16 protein-coding genes and 4 pseudogenes are annotated in these 17,092 nt (G+C 66.8%); 7 read left to right on the top strand and 13 right to left on the bottom strand.

Annotated elements, in window-relative coordinates; genetic code table 11:
- Positions 1-61: 61 nt before the first annotated feature.
- The gene (locus ASC87_RS24845; RefSeq protein WP_056669146.1) at positions 62-670 is read right to left on the bottom strand and encodes a TetR/AcrR family transcriptional regulator; all 609 of its coding nucleotides are present in this window, start codon (positions 668-670) and stop codon (positions 62-64) included.
- A 116-nt stretch (positions 671-786) separates the two neighbouring features.
- On the opposite strand from ASC87_RS24845, the gene ASC87_RS24840 reads away from it, so the two are divergent.
- Positions 787-1,545, top strand: coding sequence for an SDR family oxidoreductase (locus ASC87_RS24840; protein WP_056669144.1), 759 nt, complete (start codon positions 787-789; stop codon positions 1,543-1,545).
- A 143-nt stretch (positions 1,546-1,688) separates the two neighbouring features.
- Here the strand turns inward: ASC87_RS24840 and ASC87_RS24835 are convergent.
- Together ASC87_RS24835 and ASC87_RS24830 are read right to left on the bottom strand one after the other, a co-directional pair.
- Positions 1,689-2,387, bottom strand: a pseudogene (locus ASC87_RS24835) (NADPH-dependent F420 reductase); the annotation flags it as partial.
- 22 nt (positions 2,388-2,409) lie between these two features.
- A pseudogene (locus tag ASC87_RS24830) lies at positions 2,410-3,041 on the bottom strand (enolase C-terminal domain-like protein); the annotation flags it as partial.
- A 116-nt stretch (positions 3,042-3,157) separates the two neighbouring features.
- Here ASC87_RS24830 and ASC87_RS24825 point away from each other — a divergent pair.
- The gene (locus ASC87_RS24825; protein ID WP_056669137.1) at positions 3,158-3,550 is read left to right on the top strand and encodes a tripartite tricarboxylate transporter substrate-binding protein; all 393 of its coding nucleotides are present in this window, start codon (positions 3,158-3,160) and stop codon (positions 3,548-3,550) included.
- A gap of 235 nt (positions 3,551-3,785) precedes the next feature.
- Here the strand turns inward: ASC87_RS24825 and ASC87_RS24820 are convergent.
- Positions 3,786-4,667: pseudogene (locus tag ASC87_RS24820) on the bottom strand (AraC family transcriptional regulator); the annotation flags it as partial.
- A 70-nt stretch (positions 4,668-4,737) separates the two neighbouring features.
- Between ASC87_RS24820 and ASC87_RS24815 the strand changes: the two are divergent.
- The 3 genes and pseudogenes from ASC87_RS24815 to ASC87_RS33905 all read left to right on the top strand — a co-directional run.
- Positions 4,738-5,763, top strand: a complete 1,026-nt coding sequence (locus ASC87_RS24815) for an NAD(P)-dependent alcohol dehydrogenase (RefSeq protein WP_235582278.1) — start codon at positions 4,738-4,740, stop codon at positions 5,761-5,763.
- A 300-nt stretch (positions 5,764-6,063) separates the two neighbouring features.
- Entirely contained in the window at positions 6,064-7,050 is a 987-nt protein-coding gene (locus tag ASC87_RS24810; RefSeq protein WP_056669131.1) for a hypothetical protein, read from the top strand.
- Positions 7,051-7,065: 15 nt separating this feature from the next.
- A pseudogene (locus tag ASC87_RS33905) lies at positions 7,066-7,179 on the top strand (HipA domain-containing protein); the annotation flags it as partial.
- 28 nt (positions 7,180-7,207) lie between these two features.
- Here ASC87_RS33905 and ASC87_RS33900 read toward each other — a convergent pair.
- The gene (locus ASC87_RS33900; protein WP_369820790.1) at positions 7,208-7,522 is read right to left on the bottom strand and encodes a DUF2399 domain-containing protein; all 315 of its coding nucleotides are present in this window, start codon (positions 7,520-7,522) and stop codon (positions 7,208-7,210) included.
- A gap of 51 nt (positions 7,523-7,573) precedes the next feature.
- Here ASC87_RS33900 and ASC87_RS24800 point away from each other — a divergent pair, with 51 nt between their 5' ends.
- A complete protein-coding gene (locus ASC87_RS24800) occupies positions 7,574-8,164 on the top strand; it encodes a 2'-5' RNA ligase family protein (RefSeq protein WP_056669127.1) in 591 nt (196 codons plus the stop codon).
- 78 nt (positions 8,165-8,242) lie between these two features.
- Here the strand turns inward: ASC87_RS24800 and ASC87_RS32160 are convergent, their stop codons facing one another.
- The gene (locus tag ASC87_RS32160) at positions 8,243-8,383 is read right to left on the bottom strand and encodes a hypothetical protein (RefSeq protein ID WP_157604340.1); all 141 of its coding nucleotides are present in this window, start codon (positions 8,381-8,383) and stop codon (positions 8,243-8,245) included.
- Positions 8,384-8,519: 136 nt separating this feature from the next.
- Here ASC87_RS32160 and ASC87_RS24795 point away from each other — a divergent pair, with 136 nt between their 5' ends.
- A complete protein-coding gene (locus ASC87_RS24795; protein WP_056669124.1) occupies positions 8,520-8,735 on the top strand; it encodes a hypothetical protein in 216 nt (71 codons plus the stop codon).
- Positions 8,736-8,738: 3 nt separating this feature from the next.
- Here the strand turns inward: ASC87_RS24795 and ASC87_RS24790 are convergent, their stop codons facing one another.
- From ASC87_RS24790 to ASC87_RS24760, 7 genes are all read right to left on the bottom strand, one after another.
- On the bottom strand, positions 8,739-9,425 hold the full coding sequence (locus ASC87_RS24790; protein ID WP_056669121.1) for an alpha/beta fold hydrolase: 687 nt from the start codon (positions 9,423-9,425) through the stop codon (positions 8,739-8,741).
- Positions 9,422-10,042 (bottom strand): CHAP domain-containing protein, encoded by a 621-nt coding sequence (locus ASC87_RS24785; protein ID WP_200954512.1) that lies wholly within the window; start codon positions 10,040-10,042, stop codon positions 9,422-9,424. Before ASC87_RS24785 ends, ASC87_RS24790 begins: the two co-directional genes overlap by 4 nt.
- 51 nt (positions 10,043-10,093) lie before the next feature.
- On the bottom strand, positions 10,094-12,220 hold the full coding sequence (locus ASC87_RS24780; RefSeq protein WP_056669555.1) for a TonB-dependent receptor: 2,127 nt from the start codon (positions 12,218-12,220) through the stop codon (positions 10,094-10,096).
- A gap of 315 nt (positions 12,221-12,535) precedes the next feature.
- A complete protein-coding gene (locus ASC87_RS24775; RefSeq protein WP_056669115.1) occupies positions 12,536-13,519 on the bottom strand; it encodes an ABC transporter permease in 984 nt (327 codons plus the stop codon).
- A 1-nt stretch (position 13,520) separates the two neighbouring features.
- Positions 13,521-15,041, bottom strand: a complete 1,521-nt coding sequence (locus ASC87_RS24770) for a sugar ABC transporter ATP-binding protein (protein ID WP_056669112.1) — start codon at positions 15,039-15,041, stop codon at positions 13,521-13,523.
- A complete protein-coding gene (locus ASC87_RS24765) occupies positions 15,038-15,937 on the bottom strand; it encodes an ABC transporter permease (protein ID WP_162255204.1) in 900 nt (299 codons plus the stop codon). Before ASC87_RS24765 ends, ASC87_RS24770 begins: the two co-directional genes overlap by 4 nt.
- Positions 15,938-15,990: 53 nt before the next feature.
- Positions 15,991-17,052 carry a sugar ABC transporter substrate-binding protein gene (locus tag ASC87_RS24760; protein ID WP_056669106.1) on the bottom strand — a complete coding sequence of 354 codons (1,062 nt, stop codon included), beginning with the start codon at positions 17,050-17,052 and terminating at the stop codon, positions 15,991-15,993.
- Positions 17,053-17,092 lie beyond the last annotated feature (40 nt).

Raw genomic sequence — 17,092 nt, 5'->3', positions numbered from 1 at the left:
CGAGTACCACCAGCTTCAACAGTCCCGGCGTCGCTCGCTATAACGCAGCGATCGCGCCCGTTCAGCGTGGCTCCGGCCTGGATTGGATTTCGGCACCCGGGAGGGGGCCGGGCGCGCCCACGCGCAGTCCGTCCATGACGAGGTCCATGAGCCGGCCAAGACGCGGTTGCCAATCTCCGCGGGGATCGATCTGCCAAATGCCTGCGATGGCCAGAAAGAAGTCCTCCACGGTGACTCCGGGACGGATCGTTCCTGCTTGGTGGTTGGCGTCCAGCAGGAGTTGGGCCGCAGCTGGCACGGAAGCGTAGCCCGAGGACGTCCCCGCGCATGCGCGCGCACTTGCGGCCTTGCCAATCGCGTCGGGCAAGCCCGCCTTGGTCGCCGCGTACTGGGCAAGACCATCCATCCACTGGCGCAGGGCTTGCTCCGGTGGGCGCGTGCGCAGCAGTTCGCCCGCGAGATTGGCAACCTGTTCCATCTCGTGGCGGTAGACCTCGATGACGAGCGCCTCCCGGCTCGGGAAGTTTCGGTAGAACGTGGCCTGGCCGACCCCCGCCTTCTTCGCAATGGCACTGAGCGCCACGTCGGGGGAATGAGTCAACTCGGCCACCGCAACTTTCAGGATGCGCCCGCGGTTCTCCAGCGCGTCAGAACGCAAGCGTGTGTCCATCTCCGGCACTCCTCCTGTCAACCCAACTTGATAAACGGACAATTGTCCGATATGCTTCGCGCAAGCGGATGGCTGTCCGCTTAACCATTTTACCGGAACACCTTGAAAGGCTCTTTGTGAAAACCTCTGGCAACACCATCCTCATCACCGGCGGCACTTCAGGCATAGGACTCGGATTGGCGCTGCGCTTCCACGAGGCCGGCAACAGGGTGATTGTCGCCGGCCGACGCAAGGAACTGCTCGACCGCATCACGACCGACAACCCGGGAATCGAAGCGGTCATGCTCGATGTGGCAGACGGCGCTTCGATCGTCCGCGCAAGCGAAGCGATCGCCGCCCGCTACCCGGAACTGAACGTCCTGATCAACAACGCAGGCATCATGCAGTGGGAAGATGTCCGCGACGCCACCTGCCTCCAGATCGCCGAGGACACGATAACGACCAACCTGCTCGGTTCGATTCGCATGGTGTACGGGTTCTTGCCGCACCTGTTGAAGAAGGGCGACGCAGCCATCCTCAACGTGACCTCGGCGCTGGCCTTTGTCCCCTTTCCCGCGACGCCGACCTACAACGCAACGAAGGCCGCCCTTCACTCGTTCACCGAGAGCTTGCGCGTCCAGCTTGCCGACACCTCAGTCCAGGTGACAGAGATCGCGCCGCCGGGCGTTCGGACAACGCTCCTGGGCCAGGAGCAGGACGAAAATGCCATGCCGCTGGAGGACTTCCTCTCGGAGGCCATGACGCTCCTCCAAGCCAATCCGAAGGCGAAAGAGATTGTCGTGGAGCGCGCCAAGTTCCTGCGCTACGCCGAGGCCAACGGCGAGTACGGGAACATGCTGGCCATGCTCTCGACCATCAAAGACCCGCGCAGTTAAATGATCGTGCCGGCCTGCGTATTGGCGTCTCACGACCGAACGGGTCGGCGGGTCGGCGGGCCGACGTGGAGGGTGAGCTTCCAGCCTCGCTGCCAGCATTCGCGAGATGAGGTCGACCCACAACTTGCGCAAGTTGTGGGTCGCTAGGTTTTCGCGGAGGTGAAGTATGGGGCTGCCTCTTCGTCAGCCTTCTTTCGATAGCTGGCAATTTGATCCTCATCGGCCTGTGCCAGCGCCGCCGCGAGCGAGGTGGCGTCCAGGTCCCGGCAGTACGCGAATGTTCCGGGTTGTTGCCGCCACGAGCCGGCCAACGATCCGGCATCGATGGTGTCGAAGCCCATCGCGCGGATGACGTCCTGCACCAGTGTCTTGGACTCGGGGTCGTCTCCGGCCACCGGGACACAGATGCGGCCCGGCGTTCCTGCAGGGAGGCCGCCCTGCGCCAAGCTGCCCGCGAGGATGCTGTTGAACGCCTTGATCACCGGCCTGCCCAGCACCGTTGCCACCCACTGACTGTCGGTCAAACCGTTGTCGATCTCGACGATGGCGCCATCGCGCGTTGGATAGTAGTTGCCGGTGTCGACGACCACGGCGGAACTCGACCGCAGTGTCTCGAGCGGCAGTTGCGGAACAGCGGCCTGAGGAACGGCAATGATGACGAGATCCCGAGATCTCGCGGCCTCTTCCGCCGTGACAGCCGTGGCGCCGGTGTCAGCCGAGATCGCCGCCAGCGACTGCGGACCTCTGGAATTGCCGATCGATACCTCATGTCCGAGAGACACCAGGTGCCGCGCAAGGGTGCTGCCAATGTTGCCTGAGCCGATGATTCCGATGTTCATGAGCGTTCTCCGTGAGGTTTGGCGGTCACTCGGTCAATGCCTTCATCTCGCGGAAGAGGTCGGCCTTGCCTTCGAAGCCGATGCCCGGCAGGTCGGGCAGTGTGACGTAGCTGTTGTCGACCTTCACGCCGTCGGGGAATCCGCCGAAGGGCTGGAACAGGTCGGGGTAGGACTCGTTGCCGCCCAGGCCCAGGCCGGCCGCGATGTTCAGCGACATCTGGTGGCCGCCGTGCGGGATGCAGCGGCTGGGTGACCAGCCGTGCTCTTTCAGCATCTCCAGCGTGCGCAGGTACTCGACCAGGCCATAGCTCAGCGCGCAGTCGAACTGCAGCCAGTCGCGGTCGGGCCGCATGCCGCCGTAGCGGATCAGGTTGCGCGCGTCCTGCATCGAGAACAGGTCCTCGCCTGTGGCCATCGGGTTCTTGTAGTACTGGCGCAGCGTGGACTGCAGCTCGAAGTCCAGCGGGTCGCCCGGCTCCAGGCGATGGCGGTCTCCAGATCGAAGCGGCCGTTGGCGTCCACGCACAGCTTCTGACCGTCCTGCAGCACTTCCATGATGGCGTCTATGCGGCGCAGGTCCTCGTCGAGAGACGCTCCGCCGATCTTCTTCTTGACCACCCTGTAGCCGCGGTCGATGTAGCTCTTCATCTCGTCCTGCTCTTCACGGGTGTCTCCTGCGGGTCGGTTGGGGTTGCGGTGTCGAAATGATCGTCGGCAACGCGGCGCTTGCCCAATGCCGTTTATCTAGTCTTTGATGCCTTGAAAGCACCGCCATGACCATGAACCTTTCGTGGCTCGACGACTTCAGGCCTCAAATCGAAGGTGGCAAGGTGAAGGTGTTCGCGGTGACCAGCAAGGACCGCATGAAGCTGCCTGCACTGGCCGGCGTACCGACGCTGGCCGAAGGCGGCCTTGCCGACTTCAGCGTGACGGTCTGGCATGGGCTCTATGCGCCGCGCAACACGCCAGCGCCCGTGCTGAGCAAGCTGAACGAAGCGCTGCGCGGGGCACTCAAGGATCCGGAACTCATCAAGCGCCAGGAGGCGCTGGGGATCACGGTCGTGTCGGACGCCCGCGTCGAACCGGCGGCGCACAAGAAGTTTGTCGAAGGCGAGGTCGCGCGCTGGGCCAAGGTCATCCGAGCCGCGGGCGCTTACGCGGATTGATGTCTACGGCCGGCGCTGGAGCGTGGCCGCCGAGCTGCTGCCCTCGCTGCCACGGCGGTACTCATATTCATGCGAAGTCGGCTGACGCGGGTGACCCGCGCACTGGCCCGGTTTCGGTCGGCGCCGGAACCACGCCATCCGCAGCGCGTCCGTCACCAGGCTGGCCTGCATGTGCGCTTGCATGCTCCAGCCCACGACCTGCCGGACCGGCCGTTCGCCGCTTACGCCGCCATTGTCCAGGCGACTCACCGGTCGCAGCTTTGAACGCGCGGCTGAGCGCAATGTCGCTGCCGTAGCCCGTCTGCTCTGCCGCAGTCGCGATCGACTGACCGGCAGCAAGGATCAGCTTGGCTCGATAGATGCGCCACGTGGCGATGTACGTCAAGGGCGGCACGCCGATGACCGACTTGAACAGTGCCGCGAAAGTCGACCGCGACATGCCGGCGTCGCGGGCGAGTTGTTCCAACGTCCATGGCTGCACCAGATCGGCATGGATCCGGTGCAGCGTTTGCGATAGCTGTCGATGGGTCAGCCCTGCGAGCCAGCCTTCCGGCAAATTGCCCTCTGAACTGGCCCAGGTTCGGATCGCTTGAATAAACAGCACGTCGAGCAGCCGCCCAACGACATAGGAACCGCCAAGCGATGCCTGCGCCTCTTCAGCTCCGATCTGTTCGAGGACCGAGACCATCCGTCCCGCATCGGATGCCGGCATCGAGACATGGACTACATCGGGCAGCAGCGCCGACAGGGGCTCGCCCGCTGCATGGTCAAACGAAAACAAGGTCGAAAAGAACTCGCATGCCTCGCCGCCGCCGCCGAAGGAGACTGTCTCGCCGGTTACGTGGTCTGCAATCTGCCAGCAAGGTACTGCAACCCGATCCGGCGCATCGCCCAGTATGCCCAGGACTCCCTGTTTGATGATGAGGCAATCGCCCTCTTGAGCGACCACCGGCGGGTGACCGACATGGGTGAACCAGCATTGACCCTTGGCAATGACCACGAGCCTTGCCTGGCCGCCGCTGTCGAACGACATCGCCCAAGGTGCATGGGCGCGCAGCCGGACGAAGAGCGAACTTTCGAGGTGCATGGCGCTAAGGACGGAGTCGAAGGGGTGCATATCAGATCTGGACGATTGGTTATGAATCGAATACTCCATGTAATTGATGATCCGATCAAGCTCAGCGAACATGCGTTTCACCAATCTGGAGTTACCTATGAAGATCTGCCGTTTGCAGAAAATCGGCTCAATCGACGGCCTGGAGTTACGCGAGGAGCCCACGCCCACCCCCGGTCCGGGCGAAGTCCTGGTCCACATCAAGGCGACCTCGCTCAATTTCCGTGATCTCACGATCGTCAACGGCTGGTCGCCATTTCCCCTTGAAGAAGGACGCGTGCAGTTGTCCGACGCCGCTGGCGTAGTCGAGGCGGTTGGCCCGGGCGTCACCCGTTTCGCCGTCGGTGACCGCGTCGCGAACAACTTCATGCCGGGCTGGCACGCAGGGTCGTTCCGCGAGTTCGCGCCGCAATATGGCACTCAGGCCGATGGCTGGATGGCTGAATACCGCGCTGTCGACCAGAACGAATTGGTCGCAATCCCTGATTCGATCAGTTTCGAGGATGCCGCGACTTTGCCCTGCGCGGCAGTCACCGGCTGGAACGCCGTCGCAGGCGTCGGTCCGCAGCACCGGGTACTGACGCAGGGAACCGGCGGCGTGTCGCTGTTTGCGCTGCAGTTCGCGAAGGCACGTGGCGCCCAAGTGATCGCGACGACGTCATCGAATGAAAAAGCGGAGCGACTGCGTGCACTCGGCGCAGACCATGTCATCAATTACGCCGAGAACGCAAACTGGGGCGAGCAGGCAAAGGCGCTGACCAATGGGCGAGGCGTTGATCGCGTGGTCGAGGTCGGCGGCCCTGGTACCTTCGCGCAGTCGCTCAAGGCAGTCGCGCTCAGTGGTCAAGTGTCAATGGTCGGCGTGCTGGCGCAGGGTGAAATGCCTGGCTACCTCGACATGTTCCTCACCTTCGCGCGGTTCCAGACGATCGCGACGGGTAATCGCCAGGATCTGGAAGACGTCATTGCGGCCGTTGCGCACAACGGCATCCGTCCCGTGATTGACAGCCGCTTCACCTTCAACGACGGCAAGGCCGCATTCGAGCATTTCGGCAAGCGCAACGTGTTTGGCAAGGTTGTCATCACCAACGATGCTTGAAAGATCTGCGCTCCATGGGCGGTTGCCCAGGAGCGCTCCAATCACCTTGCCTGGACGTCAGCATCGCTAAAGCTGACCCGGCAGCGGCTCGTCGCATCCACTCGGCCGAGTTGAATATCAAAGCGGCGAAAGGTGCTCGCTGGTCTTGAAACCTGGGCAGAGCGATTTTGCGAGAGCCCTGGGCACGCGTGGCTGGCCGCCAAACTTCTCATTCATGCGGTCCACGACGCTGACTTCCGGGGCTGGCACGCAGTCCTGCGTCAGGGACCCCTATCACGCACCACAGAGTAGGAACTGCTCATGATCGACACCCCTAAGCATTCGCCCGCTCGAAAGGCACTTGTCATACTTTCGTCGGCGCACGAGCTTCCCTTGAGCGAGCCCGCCGGCCACGCCCCCATATCGACCGGCTTCTTCTTGATCGAGCTGGCGCAGGTGTTAAAGGAATTCGGCGACAGCCACGAGTTCGTGTTCTGCACGCCGGATGGTGCCGAGCCGCAACTAGACATCAACGGTCTGTCACTCCCTTTCATGGCGACCGACCGCTTCACCGGCGCCATGGTGTCTCAGATGCTCGCGCCGAAGTCCTTCGCGAGCCGCCGGCCGGATCTGGTGGCCCGCAGGGCTGCGGAACTCCGCCTCGCAGCGCGCTATCTGGGCGAACTTCCAGTTTCACAGGTCTTGCCGAATACCGACCCTGAAGTGGCCGCGTTTCGCGGTGAGGTCGAAAATGCTCTACGCGGTTCTGCGAAGGCGGACTATCTGTCGGCGCGACGAGTGGTTGAGCGTCACCGAGATCCGGGCGACACCTTTTCGCTCGCAGATTTCGACTTCATCCATTTCCCCGGCGGTCACGCGCCGATGGTCGACTTCCGGGATTCGCCATGGCTGGGAGAGATTATCAATCTCGCCTATGAGCAAAAGGTCGTACTGTCGCTGATCTGCCATGCACCGATTGCGATGACCTCTGCGGCTTTACGCATTGACGAACACGGCAATCCTCTAGCGACCCCGGGCCACCCGTTCCTCGGTGCGAAGCTGACCACGGTGTCGAAGCTCGGGGAGCTGATCGCACTCACAACCAACTATCCCAAGATCCCTGGCAAGAGAACTCGGCTGCCTTACTACCTCGACGAAGTGCTGAGGGCGTCTGGCTACGACGTGCTGGTTTCGACCAATCCTGCCGCTGCGCAAATGGTCTGGGAACCTGGCCTCCGCCTACTCACTTCCAACGGGCCCTATGCCATGGATATTCATGCGGCTAAATTGCTTGAAGTAGTGAGATGACATTGCCGAGGAACATTGCAGCCAGCCGTACCCCGATCATTATTGCGGGAGCTGTGGTCGCGCATCGTGTTCAACATGCTGGTCTCCAACACCGACGATCACCTGCGCAACCACGGCTTCATCCTCGTGCCCGGATCGCAAGGCCTGAAGCTCAACGTCAGCGAGGCCGACAACGCGATGGATCTCGATCTGGCGCGTTCGGTGGCGCCATACTTTCGGGTCTCCAGGAAGCTGGCCGACGAGGTGGTATCGCGCAGCCAGGCCGTGGTGAAGCAGTGGCCCAAGATCGCCGACAGCCTGAAAGTTCGTGCCCGAGAGCAGGAGCGAATGGCGTCTGCGTTCCAGCTCGCTGGCTGATCAGACCAACTGTCTGACAGCTTGGCAGAATTGCCTGCACGCCGGGCCCGTCGAAGTCGCCGTGATATCGCAGACGGGCGCCGGCTTGCGCCAACTGGGGAAAAAATGGAAGCATGCAGGTTCGTGGGCGTCGGAAATCATGGCGTGGGAATGACCGGGGGGGTGCATGGGCACGGAACAATTCTCGCTGTTCGGTGACGCCGAACGCCCCGCGGCGCCTGCCGCTCCCAAGCCGCTTCGGCGGCGGGTCGAGGTGTTCTTCGCCGTGCGGCCCGATGCGGCCACGGCCGCGCGCATCGACGCGGTTCGCCGCCAACTGGCCGCAGCCCACGGGCTGAAGGGTTCCGGGGTGGAGGCGCATCGCCTTCACGTCACGCTGTGCCCTCTGGACATCGAGGCGAGATCATCCGACGTGGCGCGGGTGTGCGAGGTGGCATCGCGCCTGTCGCCACCGGATCTCTCGGTGGCATTCGACCAGGCCATGAGCTTCTCGGGCGGTCCCCTGGTGCTGACCGGTGGAGACGGGCTCGGCGCGCTGCGTTCCTACCAGCAGGGGCTTCGGCATGCGCTGAAGCAAGCCGGGTTCGACGTGCCGTCATACACGCTGCACCTCACGCTGATGTATGGCGACCGGCGCCATCTGGTGCCGTCCACGCCGGTGGACCCGGTGGGTTGGCGCGTGAATGAACTGGTGCTGGTGCACAGCCACGTGGGGCAACACGTGCACGAGGACGTGGCCCACTGGCCGCCCCGTTGAGGAGGGGCCGGCCAAGGCCCGGCGCAGCCTGGGGCCTTGGCGAATCACCCGCGCGAAGCGGGTGACCGGGAACACCGCTTACGCGGCCTTCTTGGACGACTTGGCGGCCGGCTGGGCCGCTGCAACGGCAGCCTGTTGCTGCAGGCGGGCGTCCTTCTTCAGTTGCTTCGCCCGCTTTTGCTTTTCGCGGCGGATGCCGCGGTCCTTGTCAGCGCTCATAACGACCTCTTTGTTGTGGAAATGGGGCGCCCGCCTCGGGCGAACGCCAACCCCGTTTGTACCACCGGACCGGGCCGGTGGCGCTGGCCGCAAGGCAGAATGGGGGGAAGGGCATCGACCCAGGGAGAAAAAACACATGCGCACCTTCATCCGCCTCGGGGGCCTCCTGGCCACCCTCGCCGTGCTGGCCTTCGCCGGCAAACACCTGTTCCCGGCCCGCACGGTGGGCGACGTGACCGTCCCGTCGCCGCTCGCCACGCCCGCCGAGGCCAAGGCCACGATCGACCAGGCCCGGCGTGACATCGATGCCGCGGCGAAGGCGGCAGCCGACCGGGCGTCGGCCGCGGAGTGACCTTCAGCAGCCCGCCACGAACGCCTCGATCACGCCCGCGGTCTCGAACGGCAGCGACTGCAGCAGGCCGTGCGGGCCGTCGAACGGGGCCATGCTGGTGTGTGGCGCCTGCGCCTGCACCCATAAGGCTGCGGCCGCGGGCACCACGCGGTCCTCGCGGCCGCGCAGGTACAGCGTCGGTACGGTGACGGCCCGCAGCCGGTCGCTCATGTCGACCGCCATCACGGCGCGTGCCCGAAAGCGCATCACGGCCGGTGACACGGAGGCCAGTGACTCGGCCAGCAGCCGGCGCAGCGCGGGGCTGTCGAACCGCCCCAACAGCACGCGGCTCAGGCCGGGCAGGGCGGTCAAGGGCATTGGCACGTGGGCCATGATGCGGCCGAGCACGGCCGCGCGGGGCCGGGGATTGCGCGCGAACGTGGCGCACAGCACGAGGCCACGCAACCGGGGCAGGCCTTCCGCTGCCAACGCGATGGCGATGGGCCCCGAGAACGATTCACCGAGCACCACCACGTCGTCGTCGGCGGGCAGGGCCTGGCGTGCAACCGCGAGCAACGCGTCGTAGCCAAGCGCCCGGTCTGGCGGGTAGCTCACCACCACCACCTTCAATGCGGGATCGAGTGCCGCCAGGAACGGCCGGAACGCGATACCCGTGCCGTCCATGCCGGGCAGCAACACCAGCGTGGTCATGGGCCGTTGCCGGCCACCAGCGGCGGCGGCACGCGCAGCCAACCCCGCAGGCGGTCGTGCGCGATGCGCACCCCGCTGGCGTCGCGCACGAGCGGGTAGCGCTCGCGTGTGGACCCGAACGGGCCGGGGTTCTGCTGGATGACTTCGACGTGGTCCGGCCCCACGTAGCTGACGATGGCGACGTGCCCGTACGGGTTGAGCACCCAGGGTGCGAAGACGACGAGGTCCTCGGGCTGCGGCACGGCGCCCGCGCCATTGCGGAACTGCAGCATGCGGCGTTCAAGGTTCATCTGGCCGTCGGGCACGCCCGGAGCGAAGAAGCTTTTCGCGTGCCCCATCGACTGCGGCATGCGGTGGCCGAACCGCGCATGGTAGTAGCGCTTCACGAACTCCACGCACTGGAACTTCAGCCCCAGGTTGTAGCCGTCGGGCGTGGTGCGCCGGCCCGTCGTGACGTTGATGCCGCCGTTGTAGTACACGGCGACACCGTTGAAGGTGTCCAGCGTGTCGCCCACGGCGTGGGACGGGTTGATGTTGGCGCGGGTGGCGGCCAGGTAGCCGCCGGTGAGCACGACGGCGAGGGCGGCGAGGAGGATGAGTTTGAGGCGATGGGTCACGGCGGCATGCATGCTAATGCATGCCCCACAGCATGCCCCACAGGCGCCTGATCAGAACTTCATCGACGCCGACACGCTGGCGAGCCAGGTGCGTCCGGGGGCCGGTTCGAAGAATCGCCCATTGCCCTCGTTCACGATCACGGAGCCGGCGTAGCGGCGGTCGAACAGGTTGTCGACCCGCACGAAGCCGCCCAGCGCCCAGGCCCCGAGCTGAAGCACATGCCCGGCGTGGGCGGCGGCCACCACATGGGCGGCGGCGGCATCCGTGTTGGCGTCGTTGACGAACACACCGGTCACGTAGCGGGCCTCCACGCCACCACGCCAGCCGAGCGGCGGCAACCAGCCGACGGACGCGAACAGCGTGCCCCGTGCAAGGCCCGGGATGCGGTTGCCGGCCGGGATGGTGAGGTTCGGGGTGGCGCACGGCGTGCCGGCGCAGGTGGTGAAGCCGTCCTTGTAGCGGGCGTTGAGCAGCGTCGCCGCCACCTGCGCCTGCAGGTGACGTTGCCACTGGTTGGACCAGCCCACCTCGACCCCGGTACGCCGGGTGGCGCCGGCATTCTGGAACGTGGCGCGCCCGCCGGTGTTGCCCAAGGTGACGATCTCGTTGGCGGTGCGGGTCTGGAACACGGCGGCCGTCAGCGCACCCCAGCCGGCGATGCGCGCCTTGACACCGGCCTCGGCGCTTCGGCTGCGCGAGGCCTGCAGGCCGAAGTTCATGCCGGTCTGGCCACCCGGGCGGTACGCGAGCTCGTTCAGCGTGGGGGTCTCGAAACCGCGGCCTGCGGTGGCGTACCAGTGCAGCGATTCGTTGGGCGTGTACATGACGCCCAGCACCGGCAGCGTGGCGCCGTAGGCGGACTGGCCGCTGTCGTCGGGGTTTGTGCCCACGATGTAGTCGTCGTCCGAGCGGAACCGCACGCGGCTGTGCCGCAGGCCGGCATTCAACCCCCACGCCGGTGTGAATTGCCACGCGGCTTGCAGGTACTGGTCGTTGTTCGAGACCGCGTTGTGTTCGTCGCGGCGCAACGCCCCCTTCACCCCGAGCGTGGTGCCGTCGAAGTTCTGGTAGCCCTGGCGGTGTTCGTCGAGGTCGTCCCACGCGATCCCGCCGACCAGGTCGAGCGGTCCGCCCAGCAGGCGGGTCTTCCAGGTCCAGCGGGCGTCGAGCCCGCGGTAGTCGCGCGCCAGCGAGATCACGCCACCCGGGTGCAGCGGACTGCCTTGCGCGCCGGTGGGGATGGACTGGAACTGCTCGGTGCCGCGGTGGCCCGTGTAGCCCATCAGCCGCAGGTCGTGTTCCGCGGTGATGCGGCGCTCGTACACGAGGCCACCCTGCGTCTGGTTCATGCGCTTGCGGGTGTCGAACGTGGTGGCCGATGGGTCCACCCCGCGCGGATTGGTGTCGAACTGCGCGCGGTTCAGCCCCAGCGGGTCCTGCGCCTTCGGCAGTGCGACGCTGTTGGCCACCAGCGTGACGCGGCTGTCGGTGTCGGGCCGCCAGGTGAGCTTCGCGTTGCCCAGGTTGCGCCGGGCCTCGCTGTGGTCGCGATACCCGTCGGTGGTGAAGCGGCTTGCGCCGACCACGTAGCCGAAGTCGCCGCCGGTGCCACTCGCCTGCGTGGCCAGGCGCAGCAGGCCGTCGCTGCCGGCCGTGACGCCGAAACCGATGCGCGGCGGGCCGGCGGGGTCTTCGGTGAACACCTGGATCACCCCACCGGACGAGTTGCCGTACAGCGCCGAGAACGGCCCGCGCAGCACCTCGATGTGGCCCACGGTGCCGATGTCCACGTGCGTGATCTGCCCCTGGCCGTCGGGCAACGTGGCCGGGATGCCGTCGACGTACAGGCGTACGCCGCGGATGCCGAACGTGGACCGCGCGCCGAAGCCGCGCACGGAGACCTGCACGTCCTGGGCGTAGTTCTGGCGGTCGCGCGCCAGCACGCCGGGCACGGCGCCGAGGGACTCCGAGATGTTGACCTGCGCGCGGCCGGCCCGGACCTCGGCCCCGTCGAGCCGGTCGATCGAGGCGGGGATGTCGTCGGCGGGCGCCTCGGTGCGCGTGGCGGTCACCACGACCGGCGGGAGCTGGGCGACATCGGCCTGCGCCAAGGCGGCGGCCGGGGTGACGATCGAGCAGAGGACGGACCGGTGGAAAAACTGCGAGCGGATGGACATGGCAACTCCGTTGGCGAGCAGTGTGCCCGGATCCGGCATCGATGCCAGCCTGGATTCGCCTGTTTCGTCCACGCGCTGAAGCCGGGCGAGTTTCCACGCCGTTGCACCGGCATCGGGGTCTTGTCGTCAGGCCAGCAGTGCCGGGAGCGCGCACAGCGCAACCAGCAGCACGGCCATGCCGAAGAGGTGGTCATGCTTGATCATGGGGCGTTCTCCAGTCGCATGTCCATTTTTAGCAAGTTCCGTGCGAGCAGGAATCGGTGGGTCGCAGGCGCCTTCCTTGGATCGTCGGTACCTCCGGCGAAATGCCGTCGTTCATCCTCGCCAGCCGCGGCCCGCGCGGTTGACCGTCAGCGACGCCGCAACCACCACCAGCACGCCATAGGCGATGGGCTCGTAGGCCGGGTCGATGCCGACGGCGGCAATGCCCACCCGGAGCACCGTGACCGTGAGCACGCCGATCAGCGTGCGGGCGAGCCCGCCCGTGCCGCCCGTCATCGCCGTGCCGCCGATCAGGACGGCCGCGATGCTCGGCAGCAGCAGGCTGTCGGCGATCGCGGGATTGCCGCTGGAGGTGCGCGCCACCATGGCCATGCCGGCAAATCCCGAGAACAACCCGCTCAGCGCGAACGCCAGGATCTTGACCCGGTCCACGAAGATGCCCGACATCAAGGCGGCGCGCGGATTGGCCCCGATCGCGCGGACGTGGCGCCCGAAGGGCAGCCAGTGCATGCAGAGGCCCAGGCCGGCCAATGCCGCGGCGGCGAAGGCGAAGGCGTGTGGCACGCCGAGGCTCGTGCCGTCGAGCCAGGCGAGCGCCGGGTGGCCGGCGTCCACCGGGATGGTGGTGTGTCCGATGGACAGGGCCAGGCCCGACCAGATCCCCAGCCCCGCGAGCGTCACCACGACCGAGGGGATCTGGCCCCGCGCATGAACGAAACCCTGGAATGCGCCGAGGAGACCGGTCAGTGCCAGGACCCCCAGCACGCCGGGCAGCCCGGCCGCAGGCAGCACCAGCGCGATCAACACGGAGGCCAGTGCCGCGAGCGCGGCCATCGAGAGGTCGATGCCGCCCAGCAGGATCACGAGCGTCTGCGCGGTGGCGAAGAGCAGGATCACGCTGGATTCCCCGGCCAGCATGCCGAGGTTGTCCAGGGACAGGAAGCTGCCGTGGGCAAGCCCCAGGGTGACCAGGAGGGCGGTCAGCACGGCGAACGGCGCGAAGGCGCCGATCGCCTGCCCGACGGCCGCCCGGGCGCGCTGGCCCCGGCCGCTGGAGGGGGCCGGCGGAAGGCCCACGTCAGACCATCCGTTCGAGAATCTGCGCCTCGGACGGCCTGGCCGCCGTGGCCGGGAACCATCCTGTCACCTCACCATCTTTCATGACGAGGATGCTGTCGCTCAACGCGGTGAGTTCTTCCACGGTGTCGGCGATCAGCAGGATGCCGATGCCGTTGCCGGCGAGTTCGCGGATCAGCGCGGCGATCTCGCCCTTGGCGCCTACGTCGAGCCCGCGCAGCGGGTGGTCGAGGATCAGGATGTCCGGGGGGCGGGCGACCAGCCACTTGGCCAGCATGAGCTTTTGTTGATTGCCGCCGCTGAGGTGGTGTGCCGGTGTCTCGGGCGCCGGCGGCGTGATCCGCAGCCGATCGATCCAGCGGCGCACGATCCCGCGCTCGCGCGCCAGGTCGATGAACGGGCCGCGACGCAGTTCGCGCAGGCGTGCCAGGGTCATGTTCTTGCGCACGCTCAGGCCGGCCACGATGCCCTCGGCCCCTCGCTCCGCCGGCACATAACCGATGCCCAGGCGAACGGCGTCGCCGGGTTGGCCGGGACGGACGGGCCGGCCGTCGAGCACGATCTCTCCATGGTCGGGCGGTTCGGCGCCGTACAGCGCGCGGCACAGGCTCTCTCGCCCGGAATTGCCGGCGCCGGCGAGCCCGAGCACCTCGCCCGCGTGCAGTTCGAAGCTCACCGACCGGTAGCCACGGGCGCGGCCGAGCGCGCGCACGCTCAATCGGGCCGGTGCCGCCAGGTCCGCCCGGGCCCGCGGTGGCGGCCCGCCGAACCCGGCGCCCGGTTCGTGGCCCAGCATGAGCCGCTGCACTTCGGCGACGTCGCAGTCGTTGCACGCGCGCTGTGCGATGCAGCGGCCGCCGTTCATCACGTAGAGGCGATCGCAGACACGCAGGATCTCGTCGAACCGGTGCGAGACGAACACCACGGAGGCGCGGCCGCGCAAGCGCTCGATCAACGCGAGCACGGCCTCGATCTGCAAGGCATCGAGCATCGAGGTCGGTTCGTCGAGCAGGATGACGGGTTCCTTGCGGGTGCGCTCCTCGATCGCGAGCACCTTGGCCAGTTCGACTTCCTGGCGCTCCGCGAACGACAAGGTGTCGGTGCGGGACGACGGCGCGATGCGCGAGCCGAGCTTGTCGAGCTGCACCGTGGCCAGGGCGTCGAGCGTTTTCCAGTGGTACAGGCCGGCCCGCAGCGCGGCGTCCTCGTGGCCCAGCAGGATGTTCTCGGCGACGCTCAGGTTCGGCAGCAGCGACTGCTCCTGGAAGACCATGCCGATGCCGGCACGCGTGGCCTCGGAGACGCTGCGCGGGCGGATCGGCCGCCCGTGCAGCACGATGCGCCCGCCATCGGGCCGGTAGACGCCGGCCAGCACCTTGAGCAATGTCGACTTGCCCGCGCCGTTCTCGCCAACCAGCCCCACCACCTCGCGCGCCCCCACGTCCAGGCTGACGCCATCGAGCACGCGCGGGCCGGCGAAGGCCTTGCTCAACCCCTCGACACGCAGCACGGCTTCGGTCATGTGATGACGCGCAGCCGGCTGCGCAGGTGCCAGGTGGCGAGCAGCGTGGCCGAGAGGATGATCGCGCCCTCGACCGCCTTCTGCAATTCGGGCGTGATCCCGACGAAGATCATGCCGTTGGCCAGCACCGCCAGCATCAGGGTGCCGACGGCCGATGGCAGCACGCCGCCGCGGCCCCCGCTGAGCGACGTGCCCCCGATGACCAGGGCCGTGACGGTTCCCAGCATCTGGCCGAGTCCGATGTCGACATGGCCCAGCCCGATGCGCGCCGATCCCAGGACCCCACCCAGCCCCGCGAGCAGCCCGCAGAACGCCAGCGCAAGCACCTTGTACCGGTCCACGGGCAGGCCCGCGACGCGGGCCAAGGGCTCGGCACCTCCGATGGCGAGGCTGTAGCGCCCGAAACGGGTGTAGTACTGCAGCACGCATCCGAGGGCCACCACGGCTATGGCGACCCATGTCAGGTTCGAGGCGCCCAGCGTGCGCCCGAGGCCGAATTCGCGGACCATCGGGTCGCGGATCAGGGGCGGCTGTCCGCCCGACAGCAACATCGCCAGTCCCAAGGCGGCGGACCAGGCACCGAGCGTGGCCATGAAGGACGGCACGCCGAGCCGCGTGACGGCGATGCCGCTCAGCAGGCCGATCCCGAGGCCCGGCAGGATGGCCAGCAGCATGCCGAGGGCGCCCAGATCGAAACTGGCCCGGCTGTTCAGCACCAGGAGCGCCATGGTCAGCGAGCTGACGGCCATCACGCCTTCGGTGGACAGGTCGATCGCTCCCTGCTGCACGACGAAGGTCATCCCCACCGCGAGGATCAACGGGATGGCGGCACGATCGGCGATCACCCGCAGGTTCTCCGCGGACGCGAAGCGCGGCTCTGCCAGGCCGAATGCCACGCACAGGGCCACCAGCGCGACGCCAGGGCCCCACTGCTGGAATGAGGCGAATCTCAAAATGCCTTGCCCGTGCTTCGGCCCCAGAGATTGGCGCAATCCCATTCGCGGGCGTACGCCGAGACCTGTGGCTCGCCGCTGAACGAGGCTGCGTTTTCTTTCGTGATCACCTGGAGGGCGAGATAGAACTCGCGCTTCTCCTTGGGCCAGGTCTTCGGCTGAGGCGCCTGCCCGGTGAGAACGCACACCCCCATCGCCAGGCCGATGCTCCCCTGGTAGTAGGCATCGCTGGACACCGTCGCGACCATTTCGCCCTTGCGGATCGCCTCGATGGCCTCGGGAATGCCGTCGACGCCCACCACCGGGATCTTGCCGGCGAGGCCCGCGGCCCGCAGGGCTTCGAGCGCGCCAAGGGCCATGTCGTCGTTGGCGGCCCATACCGCCTTGATCTGGTTACCGTACTTCGCCAGCCAGGTCTGCATGACCGGGAAGGCGGCGGTGCGGTCCCAGTTGGCGGTCTGCTGGTCGAGCAGCTTGACCCCGGGCTGTTTGCCGAGCACCTGCTGCAAACCGGCAAAGCGCTTGCGCGCCGGGTCGGTGTCGAGCCGCCCCTGCAGCGCCACGATGCCGCCCTTGCCGCCGATGGCGTCGGCCAGGCGACGGGAGATGGCAACGCCGGCTTCCAGGCTGTCCACGGCCACGTGCGCGATCCACTGGTCATGGCCGTTGAACGGATGCAGCCCCTCGTTGTGAGCCCAGTGGCTGACGATCCAGGCGCCGGACCGGTTCGCCGCATCGACCATGGGCTTGATGACGAGATCGGCGTTCGGCTCGACATTGATGATCGTGCACGCCGGGTTGGTGCTCAACAACCCCCGCATCAGGGAGATCTGCTTGTCGGAGTCGCCCTGGTTCAGTTGCAGGACGTAGTTCTGTTCCAGTCCGGCCCACCGGGCAAAGAGGCGCCCACCCTTGTCGAGGTTGGCGTGGTAGGGCTGCGCGAGTTCGCGCATCGAATTGACCAGCCGGATCTGCGATTTTTCGCATAGCGGCGCCGCCACGGCGCTCCAGGCGACGAACAAGGGGATGGCCATGGCGGAGGAGAAGCGCGGGCGCATCGGGTGCCTTCCTGGTCCACATTCGGAAGGCCATCGTACC

It is taken from the genome of Rhizobacter sp. Root1221, from assembly GCF_001425785.1.
Taxonomy (GTDB): Bacteria; Pseudomonadota; Gammaproteobacteria; order Burkholderiales; family Burkholderiaceae_C; genus Rhizobacter.
The sequence above is the reverse complement of the archived record's forward strand: the minus strand, read 5'-3'. Positions and strand labels throughout refer to the sequence as shown.

Bases quoted from the DNA above. Each gene is read 5' to 3' on its own strand.
- ASC87_RS24845 (WP_056669146.1), bottom strand. From the start codon at position 670: ATGGACACACGCTTGCGTTCTGACGCGCTGGAGAACCGCGGGCGCATC.
- ASC87_RS24825 (WP_056669137.1), top strand. From the start codon at position 3,158: ATGACCATGAACCTTTCGTGGCTCGACGACTTCAGGCCTCAAATCGAA.
- ASC87_RS24815 (WP_235582278.1), top strand. From the start codon at position 4,738: ATGCGTTTCACCAATCTGGAGTTACCTATGAAGATCTGCCGTTTGCAG.
- ASC87_RS24810 (WP_056669131.1), top strand. From the start codon at position 6,064: ATGATCGACACCCCTAAGCATTCGCCCGCTCGAAAGGCACTTGTCATA.
- ASC87_RS33900 (WP_369820790.1), bottom strand. From the start codon at position 7,522: ATGCTTCCATTTTTTCCCCAGTTGGCGCAAGCCGGCGCCCGTCTGCGA.
- ASC87_RS24800 (WP_056669127.1), top strand. From the start codon at position 7,574: ATGGGCACGGAACAATTCTCGCTGTTCGGTGACGCCGAACGCCCCGCG.
- ASC87_RS32160 (WP_157604340.1), bottom strand. From the start codon at position 8,383: ATGAGCGCTGACAAGGACCGCGGCATCCGCCGCGAAAAGCAAAAGCGG.
- ASC87_RS24795 (WP_056669124.1), top strand. From the start codon at position 8,520: ATGCGCACCTTCATCCGCCTCGGGGGCCTCCTGGCCACCCTCGCCGTG.
- ASC87_RS24790 (WP_056669121.1), bottom strand. From the start codon at position 9,425: ATGACCACGCTGGTGTTGCTGCCCGGCATGGACGGCACGGGTATCGCG.
- ASC87_RS24780 (WP_056669555.1), bottom strand. From the start codon at position 12,220: ATGTCCATCCGCTCGCAGTTTTTCCACCGGTCCGTCCTCTGCTCGATC.
- ASC87_RS24770 (WP_056669112.1), bottom strand. From the start codon at position 15,041: ATGACCGAAGCCGTGCTGCGTGTCGAGGGGTTGAGCAAGGCCTTCGCC.
- ASC87_RS24760 (WP_056669106.1), bottom strand. From the start codon at position 17,052: ATGCGCCCGCGCTTCTCCTCCGCCATGGCCATCCCCTTGTTCGTCGCC.